The sequence below is a fragment of the Pseudomonas fluorescens genome, from assembly GCF_902497855.1.
GTDB classification, from domain to species: domain Bacteria; phylum Pseudomonadota; class Gammaproteobacteria; order Pseudomonadales; family Pseudomonadaceae; genus Aquipseudomonas; species Aquipseudomonas fluorescens_BI.
The window spans coordinates 283,565-299,616 of the sequence record NZ_CABVHU010000008.1 but is presented as its reverse complement, the minus strand read 5'-3'; the positions used below and the strand labels follow the sequence as shown (position 1 = coordinate 299,616).

General features: G+C 61.2%; 15 protein-coding genes. 9 read left to right on the top strand and 6 right to left on the bottom strand.

The window, feature by feature from the left end:
- The first annotated feature begins 33 nt into the window (after positions 1–33).
- The 3 genes from F8N96_RS18235 to tldD all read left to right on the top strand — a co-directional run bounded on the left by F8N96_RS18235 (position 34) and on the right by tldD (position 6,312).
- A complete protein-coding gene (locus tag F8N96_RS18235; protein WP_150798955.1) occupies positions 34–3,837 on the top strand; it encodes a YhdP family protein in 3,804 nt (1,267 codons plus the stop codon).
- A 166-nt stretch (positions 3,838–4,003) separates the two neighbouring features.
- A complete protein-coding gene (locus tag F8N96_RS18230; RefSeq protein ID WP_150798954.1) occupies positions 4,004–4,864 on the top strand; it encodes a carbon-nitrogen hydrolase family protein in 861 nt (286 codons plus the stop codon).
- 5 nt (positions 4,865–4,869) lie between these two features.
- A complete protein-coding gene (gene tldD / locus F8N96_RS18225) occupies positions 4,870–6,312 on the top strand; it encodes a metalloprotease TldD (protein WP_150798953.1) in 1,443 nt (480 codons plus the stop codon).
- Between the two features lie 60 nt (positions 6,313–6,372).
- Here the strand turns inward: tldD and yjgA are convergent, their stop codons facing one another.
- Positions 6,373–6,897, bottom strand: coding sequence for a ribosome biogenesis factor YjgA (yjgA, locus tag F8N96_RS18220; RefSeq protein WP_007901505.1), 525 nt, complete (start codon positions 6,895–6,897; stop codon positions 6,373–6,375).
- 108 nt (positions 6,898–7,005) lie between these two features.
- Between yjgA and pmbA the strand changes: the two genes are divergently transcribed.
- From pmbA to F8N96_RS18185, 6 genes are all read left to right on the top strand, one after another.
- The gene (gene pmbA / locus F8N96_RS18215) at positions 7,006–8,352 is read left to right on the top strand and encodes a metalloprotease PmbA (protein ID WP_150798952.1); all 1,347 of its coding nucleotides are present in this window, start codon (positions 7,006–7,008) and stop codon (positions 8,350–8,352) included.
- A 246-nt stretch (positions 8,353–8,598) separates the two neighbouring features.
- A complete protein-coding gene (locus tag F8N96_RS18205; protein WP_150763967.1) occupies positions 8,599–9,006 on the top strand; it encodes a FagA protein in 408 nt (135 codons plus the stop codon).
- Entirely contained in the window at positions 8,987–10,363 is a 1,377-nt protein-coding gene (locus F8N96_RS18200; RefSeq protein WP_150798951.1) for a class II fumarate hydratase, read from the top strand. Before F8N96_RS18205 ends, F8N96_RS18200 begins: the two co-directional genes overlap by 20 nt.
- A 27-nt stretch (positions 10,364–10,390) precedes the next feature.
- The gene (locus tag F8N96_RS18195; protein ID WP_064679724.1) at positions 10,391–10,819 is read left to right on the top strand and encodes a hypothetical protein; all 429 of its coding nucleotides are present in this window, start codon (positions 10,391–10,393) and stop codon (positions 10,817–10,819) included.
- A 2-nt stretch (positions 10,820–10,821) separates the two neighbouring features.
- Complete coding sequence (locus tag F8N96_RS18190) at positions 10,822–11,433, top strand: superoxide dismutase (RefSeq protein ID WP_150798950.1); 612 nt, start codon at positions 10,822–10,824, stop codon at positions 11,431–11,433.
- A 30-nt stretch (positions 11,434–11,463) separates the two neighbouring features.
- Positions 11,464–12,357 (top strand): ZIP family metal transporter, encoded by an 894-nt coding sequence (locus F8N96_RS18185; protein ID WP_150798949.1) that lies wholly within the window; start codon positions 11,464–11,466, stop codon positions 12,355–12,357.
- A 108-nt stretch (positions 12,358–12,465) separates the two neighbouring features.
- On the opposite strand, the gene F8N96_RS18175 is transcribed toward F8N96_RS18185, so the two are convergent.
- The 5 genes from F8N96_RS18175 to F8N96_RS18155 form a co-directional block, all read right to left on the bottom strand.
- On the bottom strand, positions 12,466–12,741 hold the full coding sequence (locus F8N96_RS18175) for an HPr family phosphocarrier protein (RefSeq protein WP_150798948.1): 276 nt from the start codon (positions 12,739–12,741) through the stop codon (positions 12,466–12,468).
- Positions 12,742–12,756: 15 nt separating this feature from the next.
- Positions 12,757–13,614 carry an RNase adapter RapZ gene (rapZ, locus tag F8N96_RS18170; RefSeq protein ID WP_150798947.1) on the bottom strand — a complete coding sequence of 286 codons (858 nt, stop codon included), beginning with the start codon at positions 13,612–13,614 and terminating at the stop codon, positions 12,757–12,759.
- A gap of 2 nt (positions 13,615–13,616) precedes the next feature.
- Entirely contained in the window at positions 13,617–14,081 is a 465-nt protein-coding gene (ptsN, locus tag F8N96_RS18165; protein WP_150582322.1) for a PTS IIA-like nitrogen regulatory protein PtsN, read from the bottom strand.
- A 12-nt stretch (positions 14,082–14,093) separates the two neighbouring features.
- Positions 14,094–14,402: a ribosome hibernation-promoting factor, HPF/YfiA family gene (gene hpf / locus F8N96_RS18160; RefSeq protein WP_007941242.1), complete on the bottom strand. Its 309-nt coding sequence runs from the start codon at positions 14,400–14,402 to the stop codon at positions 14,094–14,096.
- A 74-nt stretch (positions 14,403–14,476) separates the two neighbouring features.
- Complete coding sequence (locus F8N96_RS18155) at positions 14,477–15,970, bottom strand: RNA polymerase factor sigma-54 (protein WP_150798946.1); 1,494 nt, start codon at positions 15,968–15,970, stop codon at positions 14,477–14,479.
- Positions 15,971–16,052 lie beyond the last annotated feature (82 nt).

Sequence of the window (16,052 nt, the reverse complement as noted above, 5' to 3'; positions counted from 1 at the left end):
TTTGCATTGTTACCGCCATGGGAGCCAACTGACATGGACCGTCTGACACGCATACTGGCCGCACTGACCCGCTGGGGTCTGGGCCTGTGCGCGTTGGTCCTGGTGCTGATGGCGCTCTATGTCAGTCTCGGCCGGGAATTGACCCCCCTGGTGGCCGAATACCGGGCCGAAGTCGAAACCAAGGCGGCGGCTGCCTTGGGCATGCCACTGCATATCGGCGAACTGGAAGGCAACTGGAGCGGCTTCGCGCCGATTCTGCTCGCTCACGACGTGATGGTCGGCGAGGGCGCCAATGCCCTGCGCCTGGATCAGGTGCGCGCAGTGCCGGATCTCTGGGCCAGCCTGCTGGCACGGGAGGTGAGCATCGCTCACCTGGAACTCAATGGCCTGAAGATCAGCCTCAAGGAAGGCGCAGACGGTCACTGGACCCTGGAAGGTCTGCCGGTACAGCAGGATCAGCCGCTTGATCCGCAGCAGCTGCTCAATCGCATGCAAAGGGTCCAGCAGCTGTCGGTACTCGACAGCCAGATCACCTTGCAGTCACTGGATCAGCCACCGCTGACCCTGACTTACGTCGGCTTGAATCTGAAAACCGGCGCCTACCGTCAGCGACTCGACGCCCGCCTGACCCTGCCCGATGGCCAGCCGATGGCCATGAGTCTGCGTACGCGTATTCGCGCCAGCGAGTGGAAGGACGGCGGGGCGGATGCCTACCTGAGCCTGCCGCAAAGCGACTGGTCGAAATGGCTGCCGGAGCGATTGACCCAGCAGTGGAATTTCTCCGAGATCAAGGCGGGTGGCGAGCTTTGGCTGAACTGGAACAAGGGCGCCCTGCAAAGCGCCGCAGTGCGTTTGAATGCGCCGCAACTCAAGGGCGCCTACGCCGAGCGCAAGCCGATCCAGATCAACAATCTGGCGCTCAACGGTTATTTCCAACGCAGTGCCGAGGGCTTCCTCGCGAGCCTGGATTCCCTGGCCATGAACCTTGGCGAGACGCGCTGGGAGTCGCGTTTGCAACTCAAGGGCAGCGCGGCCACCGACAAGACTGAAGAGCTCTGGCATCTGCAGGCCGACCGCCTCGACCTCACCGCGCTCACCCCGTTGCTGAACGCTTTGGGGCCACTGCCCCAAGGTGTTTCCACGGCGGTGGAGCGGCTGAAGGTGACCGGTGGTTTGCGCAATGTACTGATCGATTTCCGGCCCAACGCCACCGACGACAGCAAGTTCAGCTTTGCCGCCAACCTGGACCGGGTCGGCTTCGACGCCTATCACGGCGCTCCGGCGGCACGTAACGTCAGCGGCAGCATCAGCGGTGACCTTGGGCGCGGTGAGTTGCGCATGGACAGCAAGGATTTTTCCCTGCACCTGGACCCGATCTTCGCCAAGCCCTGGCAATACCTCCAGGCCAACGCAACCTTGAACTGGAAGCTTGATAAAGAAGGCTTCACCCTGATTGCGCCTTACCTGAAGGTGCTGGGCGAAGAGGGCAAGATCGCCGGCGATTTCCTGATCCGCCTGCATTTCGATCACACCCGGGAAGACTACATGGACTTGCGGGTCGGCCTGGTGGATGGGGATGGCAAGTACACCGCCAAGTACTTGCCGCGGATGCTCAGCCCGGCGCTGGACGAATGGCTGCGTACGGCGATTCTCAAAGGCGCGGTGGACCAGGGTTTTTTCCAGTATCAGGGGTCGCTGAACAAAGGCGCGGCAGACGCGGATCGCAGCATCAGCCTGTTCTTCAAGGTGCACGATGCCGAGCTGGCCTTCCAGCCGGGCTGGCCACATGTCAGCAAGGTCACGGGTGACGTGTTCGTCGAAGACAGCGGCGTGCGCATCCTGGCCAGCAAGGGCCAGTTGCTCGATACCCAGGTCCGCGACATTTACGTCAATATTCCCCACGTCGCGAGCGGTAAAACCAGCCACCTGTTTCTCGACGGCGCGTTCGCTGGCGGGTTGGGCGATGGCCTGAAGATTCTTCAACAAGCACCGATCGGCACCGCCCAGACCTTTGCCGGTTGGGAAGGCGAGGGTGATCTGCAGGGCAAGCTGAAACTGGATATCCCGTTGGCCAAAGGCGAACAGCCGAAGATCCTCGTCGATTTCAAGACGGCCAAGGCGCGCCTGAAACTGGCCGAGCCGAGCCTGGAGCTGACCCAGCTCAAGGGCGATTTTCGTTTCGACAGCGCCAAGGGCTTGAGCGGGCAGAACATCACCGCCCGCGCCTTCGACAAACCGGTCAGCGCCCAGATTTTCGCCGATGGCAGCCCGGGCAACCTCAAGACCCGTGTGGCCGCCTCGGGTCAGGTCGAGGTCAAGAAACTCACGGACTGGTTGAGCGTCACCCAGCCGCTGCCCGTGTCCGGCTTGATTCCCTATCAGCTGCAATTGAATCTTGAGGGTGATAACAGTCAACTGATGGTCAGTTCCAGTCTCAAGGGCGTGACGCTTGATTTGCCCGCGCCGTTCGGCCTGGCTGCCGATGTGGGACGTGACACTACCTTCCGTATGACGTTGCAAGGTCCGGAGCGGCGTTATTGGGTCAACCATGGCGAGCTGGCCAACTTCACCTTCGCGGCGCCGCCCGGCAATTTTGCCGACGGTCGCGGTGAGTTGATCGTCGGTGGCGGCAATGCGGTACTGCCCGGTGCCAAAGGCCTGCGGGTGCGCGGTGCGCTGGCGGAACTGGATGTCGGCCCGTGGAAGGACCTGCTGGACAAATACGCCGGCCAGGATCCGGGCGGTAACGCCAAACAGTTGCTCAGCAGCGTGGATTTCAAGGTCGGCAAGCTCAGCGGTGTCGGTACTACCCTCGACCAGGCTGCCGTTCAATTGAACCGCAAGCCGAACGCGTGGGCCCTGCAGCTCGACAGTCAGCAGGTCAAGGGCCACGCCAGCCTCCCCGATGCCAAAGCCGCGCCGATTGCGATCAATCTGCAATACGTGCGGTTGCCGGCACCGGATCCGACGGTGCTGGCGGACGAAAACTCGCCTGATCCGCTGGCCGCGGTAGACCCGACGAAAATCCCGGCGCTGGATATCACCATCAATCAACTGTTCCAGGGGCAGGATCTGGTGGGCGGCTGGTCGCTGAAAGTGCGTCCGACCGCCAAGGGCATAGCGCTCAATACCCTGGACCTGGGCCTCAAGGGCATCCTCCTGCAAGGTAGCGGTGGCTGGGAAGGCGTACCCGGTTCCAGCAGCAGCTGGTTCAAGGGCCGGGCCAGCGGCAAGAACCTCGCCGATGTGCTCAAGGGCTGGGGCTTTGCACCGAGCGTCACCAGTGAAAATTTCCATATGGACGTCGACGGTCGCTGGCCGGGTTCGCCAGCCTGGCTGGCCACCAAGCGCTTCTCCGGAACCCTCGACGCCTCGTTGAATAAAGGCCAGTTTGTTGAAGTCGAGGGCAGCGCCCAGGCGTTGCGGGTGTTCGGCCTGCTGAATTTCAACTCCATCGGCCGCCGCCTGCGCCTGGACTTCTCCGACCTGTTCGGCAAAGGCCTGAGCTACGACCGGGTCAAGGGGCTGCTGGTGGCGACCAATGGCGTGTACGTCACCCGTGAACCGATCCGGCTGACGGGTCCGTCGAGCAATATTGAACTCAACGGCACCCTGGATCTGGTAGGGGACAGGGTGGATGCCAAGTTGCTGGTGACCTTGCCGGTGACCAACAACTTGCCGATTGCCGCACTGATCGTTGGCGCACCGGCCATCGGCGGGGCACTGTTCCTGATCGACAAGCTGATCGGTGACCGCGTGGCGCGTTTTGCCAGCGTGCAATACACCGTCAAAGGGCCGTGGAAAGATCCGAAAATCACCTTCGACAAGCCTTTTTGAAATCACGGCCCTGGCTCGATGGAGTAGCATGGCCGAAGCGACGCAATCCCTCTGTAGGAGCGAGGCTTGCCCGCGAACCGATACACCGCGGTGTGTCAGGCAAAACGCCTTCGCGGGCAAGCCTCGCTCCTAAAGGTATGCGTCAATTCCAGAGCAGGAAAAAACCATGTCTGTAGCGGTAATTCAAATGGTCAGCCAGAGCGATGTACTGGCCAATCTGGCCCGGGCCCGTCATCTGCTCGAGCAGGCGGCGACCGGTGGCGCAAAGCTGGCCGTGCTGCCGGAAAACTTCGCCGCCATGGGCCGCCGCGACGTTGCCGATATCGGTCGCGCCGAAGCATCGGGCGAAGGGCCAATTCTGCCATGGTTGAAACAGACCGCACGCGACCTCAGCTTATGGATAGTGGCCGGCACATTGCCGCTGCCGCCAGTCGATCAACCGACGGCGAAAGTGCACGCCTGCTCGTTGCTGGTGAACGACCGCGGCGAAACGGTGGCGCGCTACGACAAGCTGCATTTGTTCGACGTGGATGTGGCGGATAATCGTGGGCGTTATCGCGAATCCGATGACTATGCTTATGGCAGTGGTGTGGTGGTGGCGGACACGCCCGTCGGTCGAGTCGGCCTGACGGTGTGTTACGACTTGCGATTTCCAGAGCTGTACAGTGAATTGCGTGCCGCCGGCGCGGAGTTGATTACCGCGCCGTCGGCCTTTACCGCGGTGACGGGCGCGGCCCATTGGGAGGTGCTGATTCGCGCACGGGCCATCGAGACGCAATGTTATGTGCTCGCGGCCGCCCAGGGTGGGACCCATCCGGGGCCGCGGGAAACCTGGGGGCATGCCGCAATCATCGACCCCTGGGGGCGGGTGCTGGCACAACAGGATCAAGGCGAGGCCGTGCTGCTGGCCGAACGCGATAGCAGCGAACAGGCGTCCATCAGGGCGCGGATGCCGGTGTCCAGTCACCGGCGCTTTTTCTCGCAGGGCGCACAGCGACCTGCCCGGAACGACGAATTTAAGGCGTAAAACATATGAGCGAGTTGTTGTCCTCAGTCAGTGAACACCTCCTGGCGCCCGGTGGCGTAACGATCGAGAGCCTGCAAGGGGTGCTCGGCGACCTGGCCGGTCCGGGCATCGATGCGGCCGACCTGTATTTCCAGGGGCAGATCTCCGAATCCTGGGCGCTGGAAGACGGCATCGTCAAGGAAGGCAGTTTCAACCTCGACCAGGGTGTCGGCGTGCGGGCGCAATCGGGTGAAAAAACCGGATTTGCCTACAGCAACGCCATCACCCTGGAAGCCTTGGGGGCGGCGGCACGCGCCGCACGTTCGATCTCCCGCGCCGGCCAGAACGGCACGGTGCAGGCGTTCACCACCCAGGACGTTGCCCAGTTGTACGGGCCGGACAACCCGCTGGAAGTGCTGACCCGCGCCGAGAAAGTCGAATTGCTCAAGCGCATCGACGTCGCGACCCGCGCCCTCGATCCGCGCATCCAGCAAGTGACCGTCAGCATGGCCGGCGTTTGGGAACGTATCCTGGTGGCGTCCACCGACGGCGGCCTGGCGGCGGATGTACGGCCGCTGGTGCGTTTCAACGTCAGCGTGATCGTCGAGCAGAACGGTCGTCGCGAGCGCGGCGGTCATGGTGGTGGCGGGCGTACCGACTATCGTTATTTCCTCGGCGAAGACCGCGCCATGGGCTACGCCCGTGAAGCACTGCGTCAGGCGCTGATCAACCTTGAAGCCATTCCGGCGCCGGCCGGTACCTTGCCGGTGGTGCTGGGATCGGGCTGGTCCGGCGTATTGCTGCACGAAGCGGTGGGCCACGGTCTGGAAGGCGATTTCAACCGCAAGGGCAGCTCCGCCTACAGCGGGCGCATGGGCGAGATGGTGGCCTCCAAACTCTGCACCATCGTCGATGACGGCACGCTGGCCGGTCGTCGCGGTTCGCTGAGCGTCGACGATGAAGGCACCCCGACCGAGTGCACCACGCTGATCGAAAACGGCGTGCTCAAAGGCTACATGCAGGACAAGCTCAATGCCCGCCTGATGGGCGTCGCCCGCACCGGTAACGGTCGCCGTGAATCCTACGCGCACCTGCCGATGCCGCGCATGACCAACACCTACATGCTGGCGGGCGAAAGCGACCCGGCGGAAATCATCGCCTCGGTGAAGCGTGGCATCTACTGCGCCAACCTCGGCGGCGGCCAGGTGGACATCACCAGCGGCAAGTTCGTGTTCTCCACCAGCGAGGCGTACCTGATCGAAGACGGCAAGATTACCGCCCCGGTCAAAGGCGCGACGTTGATCGGCAACGGCCCGGAAGCCATGAGCAAGGTGTCGATGGTCGGAAACGACCTGGCGCTGGACAGCGGCGTGGGAACGTGTGGCAAGGATGGGCAGTCGGTGCCGGTGGGTGTCGGCCAGCCAACGCTGAAAATCGATGCGATCACTGTGGGTGGCACAGGATCGTAAGGGGCTCTTGAAAAAGTGAAGCTTCGGGTGAGTTGCGAGGCAACTCACCCGAGAAGGGACTTAACGCAAACCGCGTTGAGTCTCGTCCAGCTCACGGATGTACTTGAAGATTTTACGGCTCGATGCCGGTGGCTTGTTGGTCGCCAGTTCGTGCTGGGCCTGACGGATCAGGGAGCGCAATTGCTGACGATCAGCTTCCGGGTAGTCGAGCACGAACTTCTCCAGGACTGCATCGTCGCCCGCGATCAGGCGATCGCGCCAGCGTTCCAGACCATGGAAACGTTCGTTGTACTGCCGAGTGGAGGCATCGAGTTGATCGAGCAGGGTCAGAATGGCGTCAGTGTCCTGATCGCGCATCAGTTTGCCGATGAACATGAGGTGCCGTTTACGCGCGATATTCGCGGTGTGCTTGGGCGCATCGGCCAGGGCCCGACGCATGGCGTCGGTCAACGGCAGTTTTGCCAGCAAGTCAGGCTTGAGCGTTGTAAGGCGCTCGCCGAGGTCAACCAGAGCATGCAGCTCGCGTTTGACCTGGGATTTGCTTTTTTCTCCCGTATCGAGGGAGTCGTCGTAAGAATCAACCATGGTGGCCGTCCGCAAAGAAACGCCGCCATGATAACCAGTCGGGGGCCGCTTGTCCGGCCCGGTCGCTCGAAGGCCTTTACCGAAAGCAGAATTTGAGTGGAGAACAGCATGAGTGCAGTTGAAAGCGTCGGCCCGCAAGCGTTGCCGGCACTGCAAGAACAAGTCGAGCAGATCATCGCTGAAGCCAAGCGCCAGGGCGCCAGTGCCTGTGAAGTGGCGGTGTCCCTGGAGCAGGGGCTGTCCACGACCGTGCGCCAGCGTGAAGTCGAAACCGTCGAATTCAACCGCGACCAGGGTTTTGGCATCACGCTGTATGTCGGCCAGCGCAAAGGTTCGGCGAGTACTTCGGCCAGTGGCCCTGAAGCGATTCGCGAAACCGTTGCCGCCGCGTTGGCCATCGCCAAGCACACCTCGGAAGACGAAGCCGCGGGCCTGGCCGATGCCGCGCTGATGGCCAGGGATCTGCAGGATTTCGACCTGTTCCACCAGTGGGACATCACCCCGGAACAAGCCATCGAGATGGCCTTGACCTGTGAAGCGGCGGCGTTTGCCGCCGACAGCCGGATCAAGAACGCCGATGGCACCAGCCTCAGTACCCACCAGGGTTGCCGCGTGTACGGCAACAGCCATGGGTTTGTCGGCGGCTACGCATCGACTCGCCACAGCCTCAGCTGCGTCATGATCGCCGAGGCCGACGGCCAGATGCAGCGCGATTACTGGTACGACGTGAACCGGCAGGGCAACCTGCTGGCCGACCCGGTGAGCATTGGCCAGCATGCCGCGCAACGGGCGGCGAGCCGTCTCGGCGCGCGTCCGGTGCCCACCTGCGAAGTGCCGGTGCTGTTTTCCGCGGAGCTGGCCGGTGGTTTGTTCGGCAGTTTCCTCTCGGCGATTTCCGGCGGCAGCCTGTACCGCAAATCGTCCTTCCTCGAGGGCACGCTGGGGCAGAAACTGTTCCCGGAATGGCTGACCATCGATGAGCGTCCGCACTTGATGCGAGCGCTGGGCAGCGCGGCGTTCGATGGTGATGGCCTGGCGACCTATGCCAAGCCGTTCGTCGAAAAAGGCGAGCTGGTGTCCTACATCCTCGGCACCTATTCCGGTCGCAAGCTCGGCATGCCAAGCACCGCCAACGCCGGCGGCGTGCACAACCTGTTCGTCACCCATGGCGACGAGGATCAGGCCGCTTTGCTACGCCGTATGGGCCGTGGCTTGTTGGTCACTGAGCTGATGGGCCAAGGCTTGAACATGGTCACTGGTGACTACTCGCGGGGCGCGGCGGGGTACTGGGTCGAAAACGGCGAAATTCAGTTTGCGGTCCAGGAAGTGACCATTGCTGGCAATATGCGCGACATGTTCAAGCAGATCGTTGCGGTGGGTAATGATCTGGAGATGCGCAGCAACATTCGCACCGGGTCGGTGTTGATCGAGCGGATGACCGTCGCGGGTAGCTAAACCCGACCGTTACACAGAAAAAGCGCGCTACCCGATTGGGCGGCGCGCTTTTTTTTTGCGTCTGGCGCGGCCCCCTGTGGGAGCGAGCCTGCTCGCGAAGACGTCAGGTCAGTCGAAATCAATGCTGAATGTAAATCCGCCTTCGCGAGCAGGCTCGCTCCCACAATGGACTGAGTACATCAGCGGGGTTGTTTTGCTTCTCATTATCATCTAATAATAAATCTCATTACCGAATGGGCCCGGATCATGAGTTCTGCCTTGCACGAGCAGCCTTACCTCGAAAGCTGGCGCTGGATGAGTCGCCAGATCCGTTGCGCGATGGATCCCGACGAGCCACGCCTGATCGATCACTACCTGGCCGAAGGTCGGTACCTGGCGTGTTGCACGGCGACTTCACCCTGGACCATCGCCGAAACCTCCTTCCGTTTACTGCTCGACACCGCCGCCGACGTCGCGCTGCCCTGGCACTGGCGGACCTATTGCCTGGATCAGGCCTGGCGTCCACTGCGGGAACTGGAACGTCTCTCGCTGTGCAAATGCCGCCTCAAGCGCTGGCAGAGCTACACCTGGCAACTGGCGACCTGCGAGTTGCATCCCTCGATTCCTCTTATTGAACTGGTGCAAGGATTTTCAGATGACCAAGACACGTATTGAGCGCGACAGCATGGGCGAACTCCAGGTCCCGGTAGACGCGCTCTACGGCGCACAGACCCAACGGGCGGTGGATAACTTCCCGATCAGCGGCAAGCCGATGCCGGTGCAATTCATCCGTGCGTTGATCCTGGCCAAGGCCGCCGCCGCCCGGGCCAACGTCGAGCTCAAGCAAATCAGCGAGTCCCAGGGCCAGGCCATTGTCGATGCGACCCAGGGCTTGCTCGAAGGGGACTTCATGCAGCACTTCCCGGTGGACATCTTCCAGACCGGCTCCGGCACCAGTTCCAACATGAACGCCAACGAAGTGATCGCCACCTTGGCCAGCCGTCTGCTCGGCGAGCCGGTGAACCCTAACGATCACGTTAACTGCGGCCAGAGCAGCAACGACATTATCCCGACCACCATCCATGTCAGCGCGGCGCTGGCGTTGCACGAGCAATTGCTGCCCGCGCTGCTGCATCTGGTGCAGGTGATCGAGCGCAAGGCCGGGGAGGTTCATCACCACGTCAAAACCGGGCGCACGCACCTGATGGACGCCATGCCCGTGCGCATGAGCCAGGTGCTCAACGGTTGGGCGCAGCAACTCAAGGCGAACATCGGCCATCTGCAGGACCTGCTGCCGAGCCTGCAATCCCTGGCTCAGGGCGGCACGGCGGTGGGCACCGGGATCAATGCGCATCCGGAGTTTGCGGCGCGTTTCAGTCAGCAACTGGCCCGGCTCACGCAGGTGCAGTTCACGCCGGGCAAGGACCTGTTTGCGCTGATCGGCTCCCAGGACACTGCCGTTGCAGTGTCCGGGCAGCTTAAAGCCACGGCAGTCTCGCTGATGAAAATCGCCAACGACCTGCGCTGGATGAACTCCGGCCCTCTGGCCGGTCTCGGCGAGATCGAGCTCGAGGCCTTGCAGCCAGGTTCCTCGATCATGCCGGGCAAGGTCAATCCGGTGATCCCGGAAGCCACCGCCATGGTTGCCGCGCAAGTCATCGGCAACGACACCGTCATCACCATTGCCGGTCAGTCGGGCAATTTCGAACTGAACGTGATGCTGCCGATCATCGCCCAGAACCTGCTGAGCAGCATCGAGTTGCTGGCCAATTCCAGCCGCCTGCTGGGTGACAAGGCCATTGCCAGCTTCAAGGTCAACGAGGCCCGGATCAAGGAAGCGCTGTCGCGCAACCCGATTCTGGTCACCGCACTGAACCCGATCATTGGGTACCAAAACGCCGCCGAGATTGCCAAGAAGGCCTATCAGCAGGGGCGACCGGTGATCGATGTCGCCCTGGAACACACCGACCTCACACGCAGCCAGCTGGAAGAGTTACTCAACCCGGAGAAACTCACCGCAGGCGGCGTGTAATCACCGCTACCGCTTTGGAGGCTCGTCATGGAGCACTGGAAACGCACGATCGAAAGAGCAAACCGCTGTTTCATGCTGGGCGAACTGGTCGATGCCCGCGAGGCTTACTTGCAGGCATTGGCCCTGGCCCAGGTGTTGTTCGAGCGCTGGGCGGATGCCGATGAAGCGGTGGCGGCCTGCGTGATTTCCCACCACAACCTGGCAGACCTGCATCTGCGTCTGAACCAGCCGGAGGAGAGCGCCGAGTATTTGTGCGCCATTCATCAGCGGTTATTGCAGACCATGCAGGACCCGCGCCTGGCGCCAGCCTTGCGAGAAGCGGCATTGCGACAGAGCAGCAAGACCTACGTCGAGCTGCTGAATTTCATCAGCGAGCACGGCGAGTACCCACGCACCCATCGTTTGCTGCACATGGATGCGGCCTCGCCTGCGCCTCTACATCATGGAGTCCATTGAACATGGCTTTTACCCTGCCTGCCTTGCCCTATGCCTACGATGCCCTGGAACCGCACATCGATGCGCAAACCATGGAAATCCATTACACCAAGCACCACCAGACCTACATCAACAACCTCAATGCCGCGGTAGAAGGCACCGAGTATGCCGAGTGGCCGGTGGAGAAGCTGGTGGCAAGCGTCCAGCAACTACCAGAAAAACTGCGCGCGGCGGTGATCAATCAGGGCGGCGGCCACGCCAATCATTCGTTGTTCTGGGAAGTGATGGCGCCTCACGGCGGTGGTTACCCCGAAGGTACGCTGGCCAAGGCGATCGATGAGCAACTGGGTGGCCTGGACAGCTTCAAGGAGGCCTTTACCAAAGCCGCACTGACCCGATTCGGCAGCGGCTGGGCATGGCTCAGTGTCACGCCGCAAAAGACATTGATCGTTGAAAGCAGTGGCAATCAGGACAGCCCGTTGATGAACGGCAATACGCCGATTCTCGGCCTCGACGTCTGGGAGCACGCCTATTACCTGCAGTACCAGAACCGCCGCCCGGAATACATCAATGCGTTCTACAACGTGATCAACTGGCCACAAGTCAGCGCGCGCTATCAAGCTGCGCTAGTTTGAGTCTTCTATAAAAATCTTCCAAGGTTGATTATGGGCACTGAAACACTGGCGGTCGGAAGTGGACGAATGTTTCGTTACGCGCTGGGATCGCTGTTACTGCTGGCGGGCATGACCTTGTTGGGTGCCCAGGGGCTGGTTTGGCTGGACCTGGAACCGAAACTGATGCGTGCGCTGCAAGGCGGGGCGATCTGTGCCCTGGGCACGGCGTTGGGCGCCGTGCCGGTGTTGGTGATCCGGCGCATGCCCCAGGCGGTCAGCGATACGCTGCTGGGCTTCGGGGCCGGGGTGATGCTCGCGGCGACGGCGTTTTCGCTGATCGTTCCGGGTATCTCCGCCGCTGAAAACCTGGGGCTGACGCCTTGGGCGGCCAGCGGCCTGATCAGCTTCGGCATCATGCTCGGTGCGTTCGGGCTGTTCCTGGTGGATCGCAAGGTGTCCGGTGCGTCGCCGGAAATGCTCGTGGGGACCGTTGAACATCCGGTGATTCCTCCGCGAATCTGGCTGTTCGTGTTTGCCATCATTGCCCACAACATACCGGAAGGCATGGCCGTGGGTGTCTCGGCCGGTGGCGGGATGCCGGATGCCGACAGTCTGGCCATGGGCATTGCCTTGCAGGATGTGCCGGAAGGGCTGGTGATTGCGTTGGTCCTGGCGGGGGCAGGGATGTCGCGGGTCAAGGCATTCCTGATCGGCGCGGCGTCAGGATTGGTCGAGCCGGTCTTCGCGCTGTTATGCGCCTGGCTGGTCAGCCTGGCCGAGATGCTGCTGCCGTTGGGGTTGGCGTTGGCGGCGGGGGCGATGCTGTTGGTGGTCACCCATGAAGTGATACCCGAGTCGCGCCGACACGGTCATGACAAGCTGGCCAGCTTGGGATTGTTGATCGGGTTTTGTTTGATGATGGTGATGGATACGGCGTTGGCGTAACACGGACTGTGTAGGAGCGAGGCTTGCCCGCGAATGCCGTTACGCGGTGGAACTGATGAACTGTGTCATCGTTCTTCGCGGGCAAGCCTCGCTCCTACAAGGGCGAGTTTACTCACCTTCGTCGAAGTAGTTGTTGATCAACTTCACCAGCGCATCCAGCGCTTCCTGCTCCTGCTCGCCTTCGGTAATCAAATGAATCCTGGTGCCCTTGCCAGCCGCCAACATCATCATCGCCATGATGCTTTTGCCATCGACCGTTGATTCCGGGGTGCGTCCCACCCTGATCGTGCAATCCTTGAACTGACCGGCCACGCCGACAAATTTTGCAGAAGCACGGGCGTGCAGCCCCAGCTTGTTGATGATTTCGATTTCCAGAGCAGGCATCGCGATGTGAATCCTTTAGCTGAGGTCGCGGTGGCGGACCTGGACGTTCTTCAGGGTTTTTTGCAGAGCCTGACCCAGACGTTCAGTCAGGTAGACGGAGCGGTGATGCCCGCCGGTGCAGCCAATGGCGATGGTGACATAAGCACGATTGCTGGCCGCAAAGCGGGGCAACCACTTGAGCAGGTAGGTAGAAATGTCCTGGAACATTTCTTCGACGTCCGGCTGTGCCGCCAGGTAGTCGGCGACCGGTTTATCGAGCCCTGACTGTTCGCGCAATTCCGGCTTCCAGTAGGGGTTCGGCAGGCAACGCACGTCGAACACCAGGTCGGCGTCCACCGGCATGCCACGCTTGAAACCGAAGGATTCCACCAGGAACGCCGTACCGGGTTCCGGTTGATTCAGCAAACGCAGCTTGATGGTATCGCGCAACTGATACAGGTTCAGGTTGGTGGTGTTGACCTTGAGGTCGGCGAGGTCGGCAATCGGCCCGAGCAGCATGCTCTCATCGCTGATCGCTTCCGCCAGTGAACGGTTGGCATTGCTCAGCGGATGACGCCGGCGGGTCTCCGAAAAACGTTTGAGCAAGGTTTCTTCGTCGGCGTCCAGATACAGCACATCGCACTGGATATGCCGGCTGCGGACTTCCTCCAGCAGCTCGGGGAAACGCGACAGGTGGCTTGGCAAGTTGCGCGCGTCGATCGACACGGCAACCAGCGGCTGGGCCAGTTCGGTGTGGATCAGTGCGCGCTCGGCCAGTTCCGGCAGCAGCCCGGCAGGCAGGTTGTCGATACAGTAGTAGCCGTTGTCCTCGAGCACATCGAGCGCGGTACTTTTACCTGAGCCGGAACGGCCACTGACGATGATCAAGCGCATGATTAATGACCGTTTTGCTCGTCCAGGACAACCTGATACAAGGCTTCATTGCTCGGGGCGCTGCGCAGCTTTTCGCGCACTTCCTTGCGATCGAGCATGCTGGCGATCTGGCGCAGCAGCTCCAGGTGCGCATCGGTAGCGGCTTGCGGGACCAGCAGCACGAACAGCAGGTCAACCGGGGCACCGTCGATGGCGTCGAAATCGATGGGGGCGTCCAGATGCATCAAGGCGCTGACGGGTGAGGTGCAGCCCTTGAGCCGACAGTGGGGGATGGCGATGCCGTTGCCAAAACCGGTCGAACCGAGTTTTTCACGGGCAATCAGAGCCTCGAAGACATCTTGCATCTCCAGATCCGGCACTTCTTTATGGATGAGGTTGGCAATTTGCTCGAGGGCTTTCTTTTTACTGCCGCCCGGCACGTTCACGAGGGAACGGCCGGGGGTCAGGATACTTTCAAGTCGGATCATGGGTTGGGAGTGTTAACGACCGGTCGCGCCCTGGAGGAGGCTTTGGGTCTTTTCCTTATGCTTTTTGAGTTGTTTATCCAGCTTGTCGGTCAAGGCGTCGATGGCCGCGTACATATCGGTATGCTCCGCGTTGGCGACGACTTCATTGCCGGGAATATGCAGCGTGGCTTCGATTTTCTGCTTGAGCTTTTCGACCGTCATCGTGACCTGCACGTTGGTGATCTTGTCGAAATGCCTCTCCAATCGTTCGAGCTTTTCGCCGATGTAGGTGCGAAGAGGTTCGGTCACTTCCAGTTGGTGTCCACTGATGTTGACTTGCATACAGCTTCTCCTTCGTTGCCAGTGCATAAAGCGGCAGGCAGAAATGCCTGCCACTGGAACGCTGTGGCGTGGCTCTACATCAACCGCTTGCGTTCGCTTGAAGGCGCGATCCCGAGGGATTCGCGGTACTTGGCGACGGTGCGGCGAGCCACCTGAATGCCTTGTGCCTCCAGTAAACCAGCGATCTTGCTGTCACTCAACGGCTTTTTCTGATTTTCCGCTGCAACCAGTTTTTTGATGATCGCGCGGATCGCCGTGGACGAGCATTCACCGCCTTCGGAGGTGCTCACGTGGCTGGAGAAAAAGTATTTCAGTTCATAGATGCCCCGGGGGGTATGCATGAATTTCTGCGTGGTCACCCGGGAAATCGTCGACTCGTGCATGCCGACCGCTTCGGCGATGTCATGCAGCACCAGCGGTTTCATGGCTTCGTCGCCGTACTCCAGGAAGCCGCGCTGATGCTCGACGATCTGGGTGGCCACCTTCATCAGGGTTTCGTTGCGGCTCTGCAGGCTCTTGATGAACCAGCGGGCCTCTTGCAACTGATTGCGCATGAAGGTGTTGTCGGCACTGGTGTCGGCGCGGCGCACGAAACCGGCGTATTGGGCGTTGACCCGCAGCCGTGGCACCGACTCCTGGTTCAGCTCCACCAGCCAGCGTTCGTTGTCCTTGCGCACGATGACATCGGGGACGACGTATTCGGCTTCGCTGGACTCGATCTGCGAGCCAGGACGCGGGTTGAGGCTCTGCACCAGCTCGATCACCTGGCGCAGTTCATCTTCCTTGAGCTTCATGCGGCGCATCAGCTGGCTGTAGTCGCGGCTGCCCAGCAGGTCGATGTAATCGTTGACCAGGCGCTTGGCCTCGGCCAGCCAAGGAGTCTTGGCGGGCAACTGGCGCAATTGCAGCAACAGGCATTCGCCCAGGTTGCGGGCGCCGATGCCGGCGGGTTCGAATTGCTGGATGCGATGCAGGACGGCTTCTATTTCGTCGAGTTCGACGTCCAGTTCCGGATCGAAGGCTTCGAGGATTTCCTCGAGGGATTCGTCCAGGTAACCCTGATTGTTGATGCAGTCGATCAGGGTCACGGCAATCAGGCGATCGGTGTCGGACATCGGTGCCAGGTTCAGTTGCCAGAGCAGATGGCTTTGCAGGCTTTCACCGGCCGATGTGCGGGTGGTGAAATCCCACTCGTCGTCATCGTTGCTCGGCAGGCTGCTGGCGCTGGTCTGGTAAACGTCTTCCCACGCGGTATCGACCGGCAGTTCGTTGGGAATGCGCTCGTTCCAGTCACCTTCCTCGAGGTTATCCACCGTCGGGGCGGTTTCCTGGTAGGAGGGTTCCGACACATCGGCGTTGGGTTGCTGTTCGGCTTTGTCGGCCAAGGGGTCGGCGTTATCGAAGTCGTCGCCTTCTTCCTGGCGTTCGAGCATCGGATTGGACTCCAGGGCCTCCTGGATTTCCTGTTGCAGGTCCAGGGTCGACAATTGGAGCAGGCGGATGGCCTGTTGCAGCTGCGGTGTCATCGTCAGCTGCTGGCCCATTCTCAAGACTAGCGATGGTTTCATGGCAGGGGCTTAACACCTTATTCGCCGGCGCACATGCGCCATCCACTACAGGGCGCCGGAGCGCCAAACATAAGCAAATTAT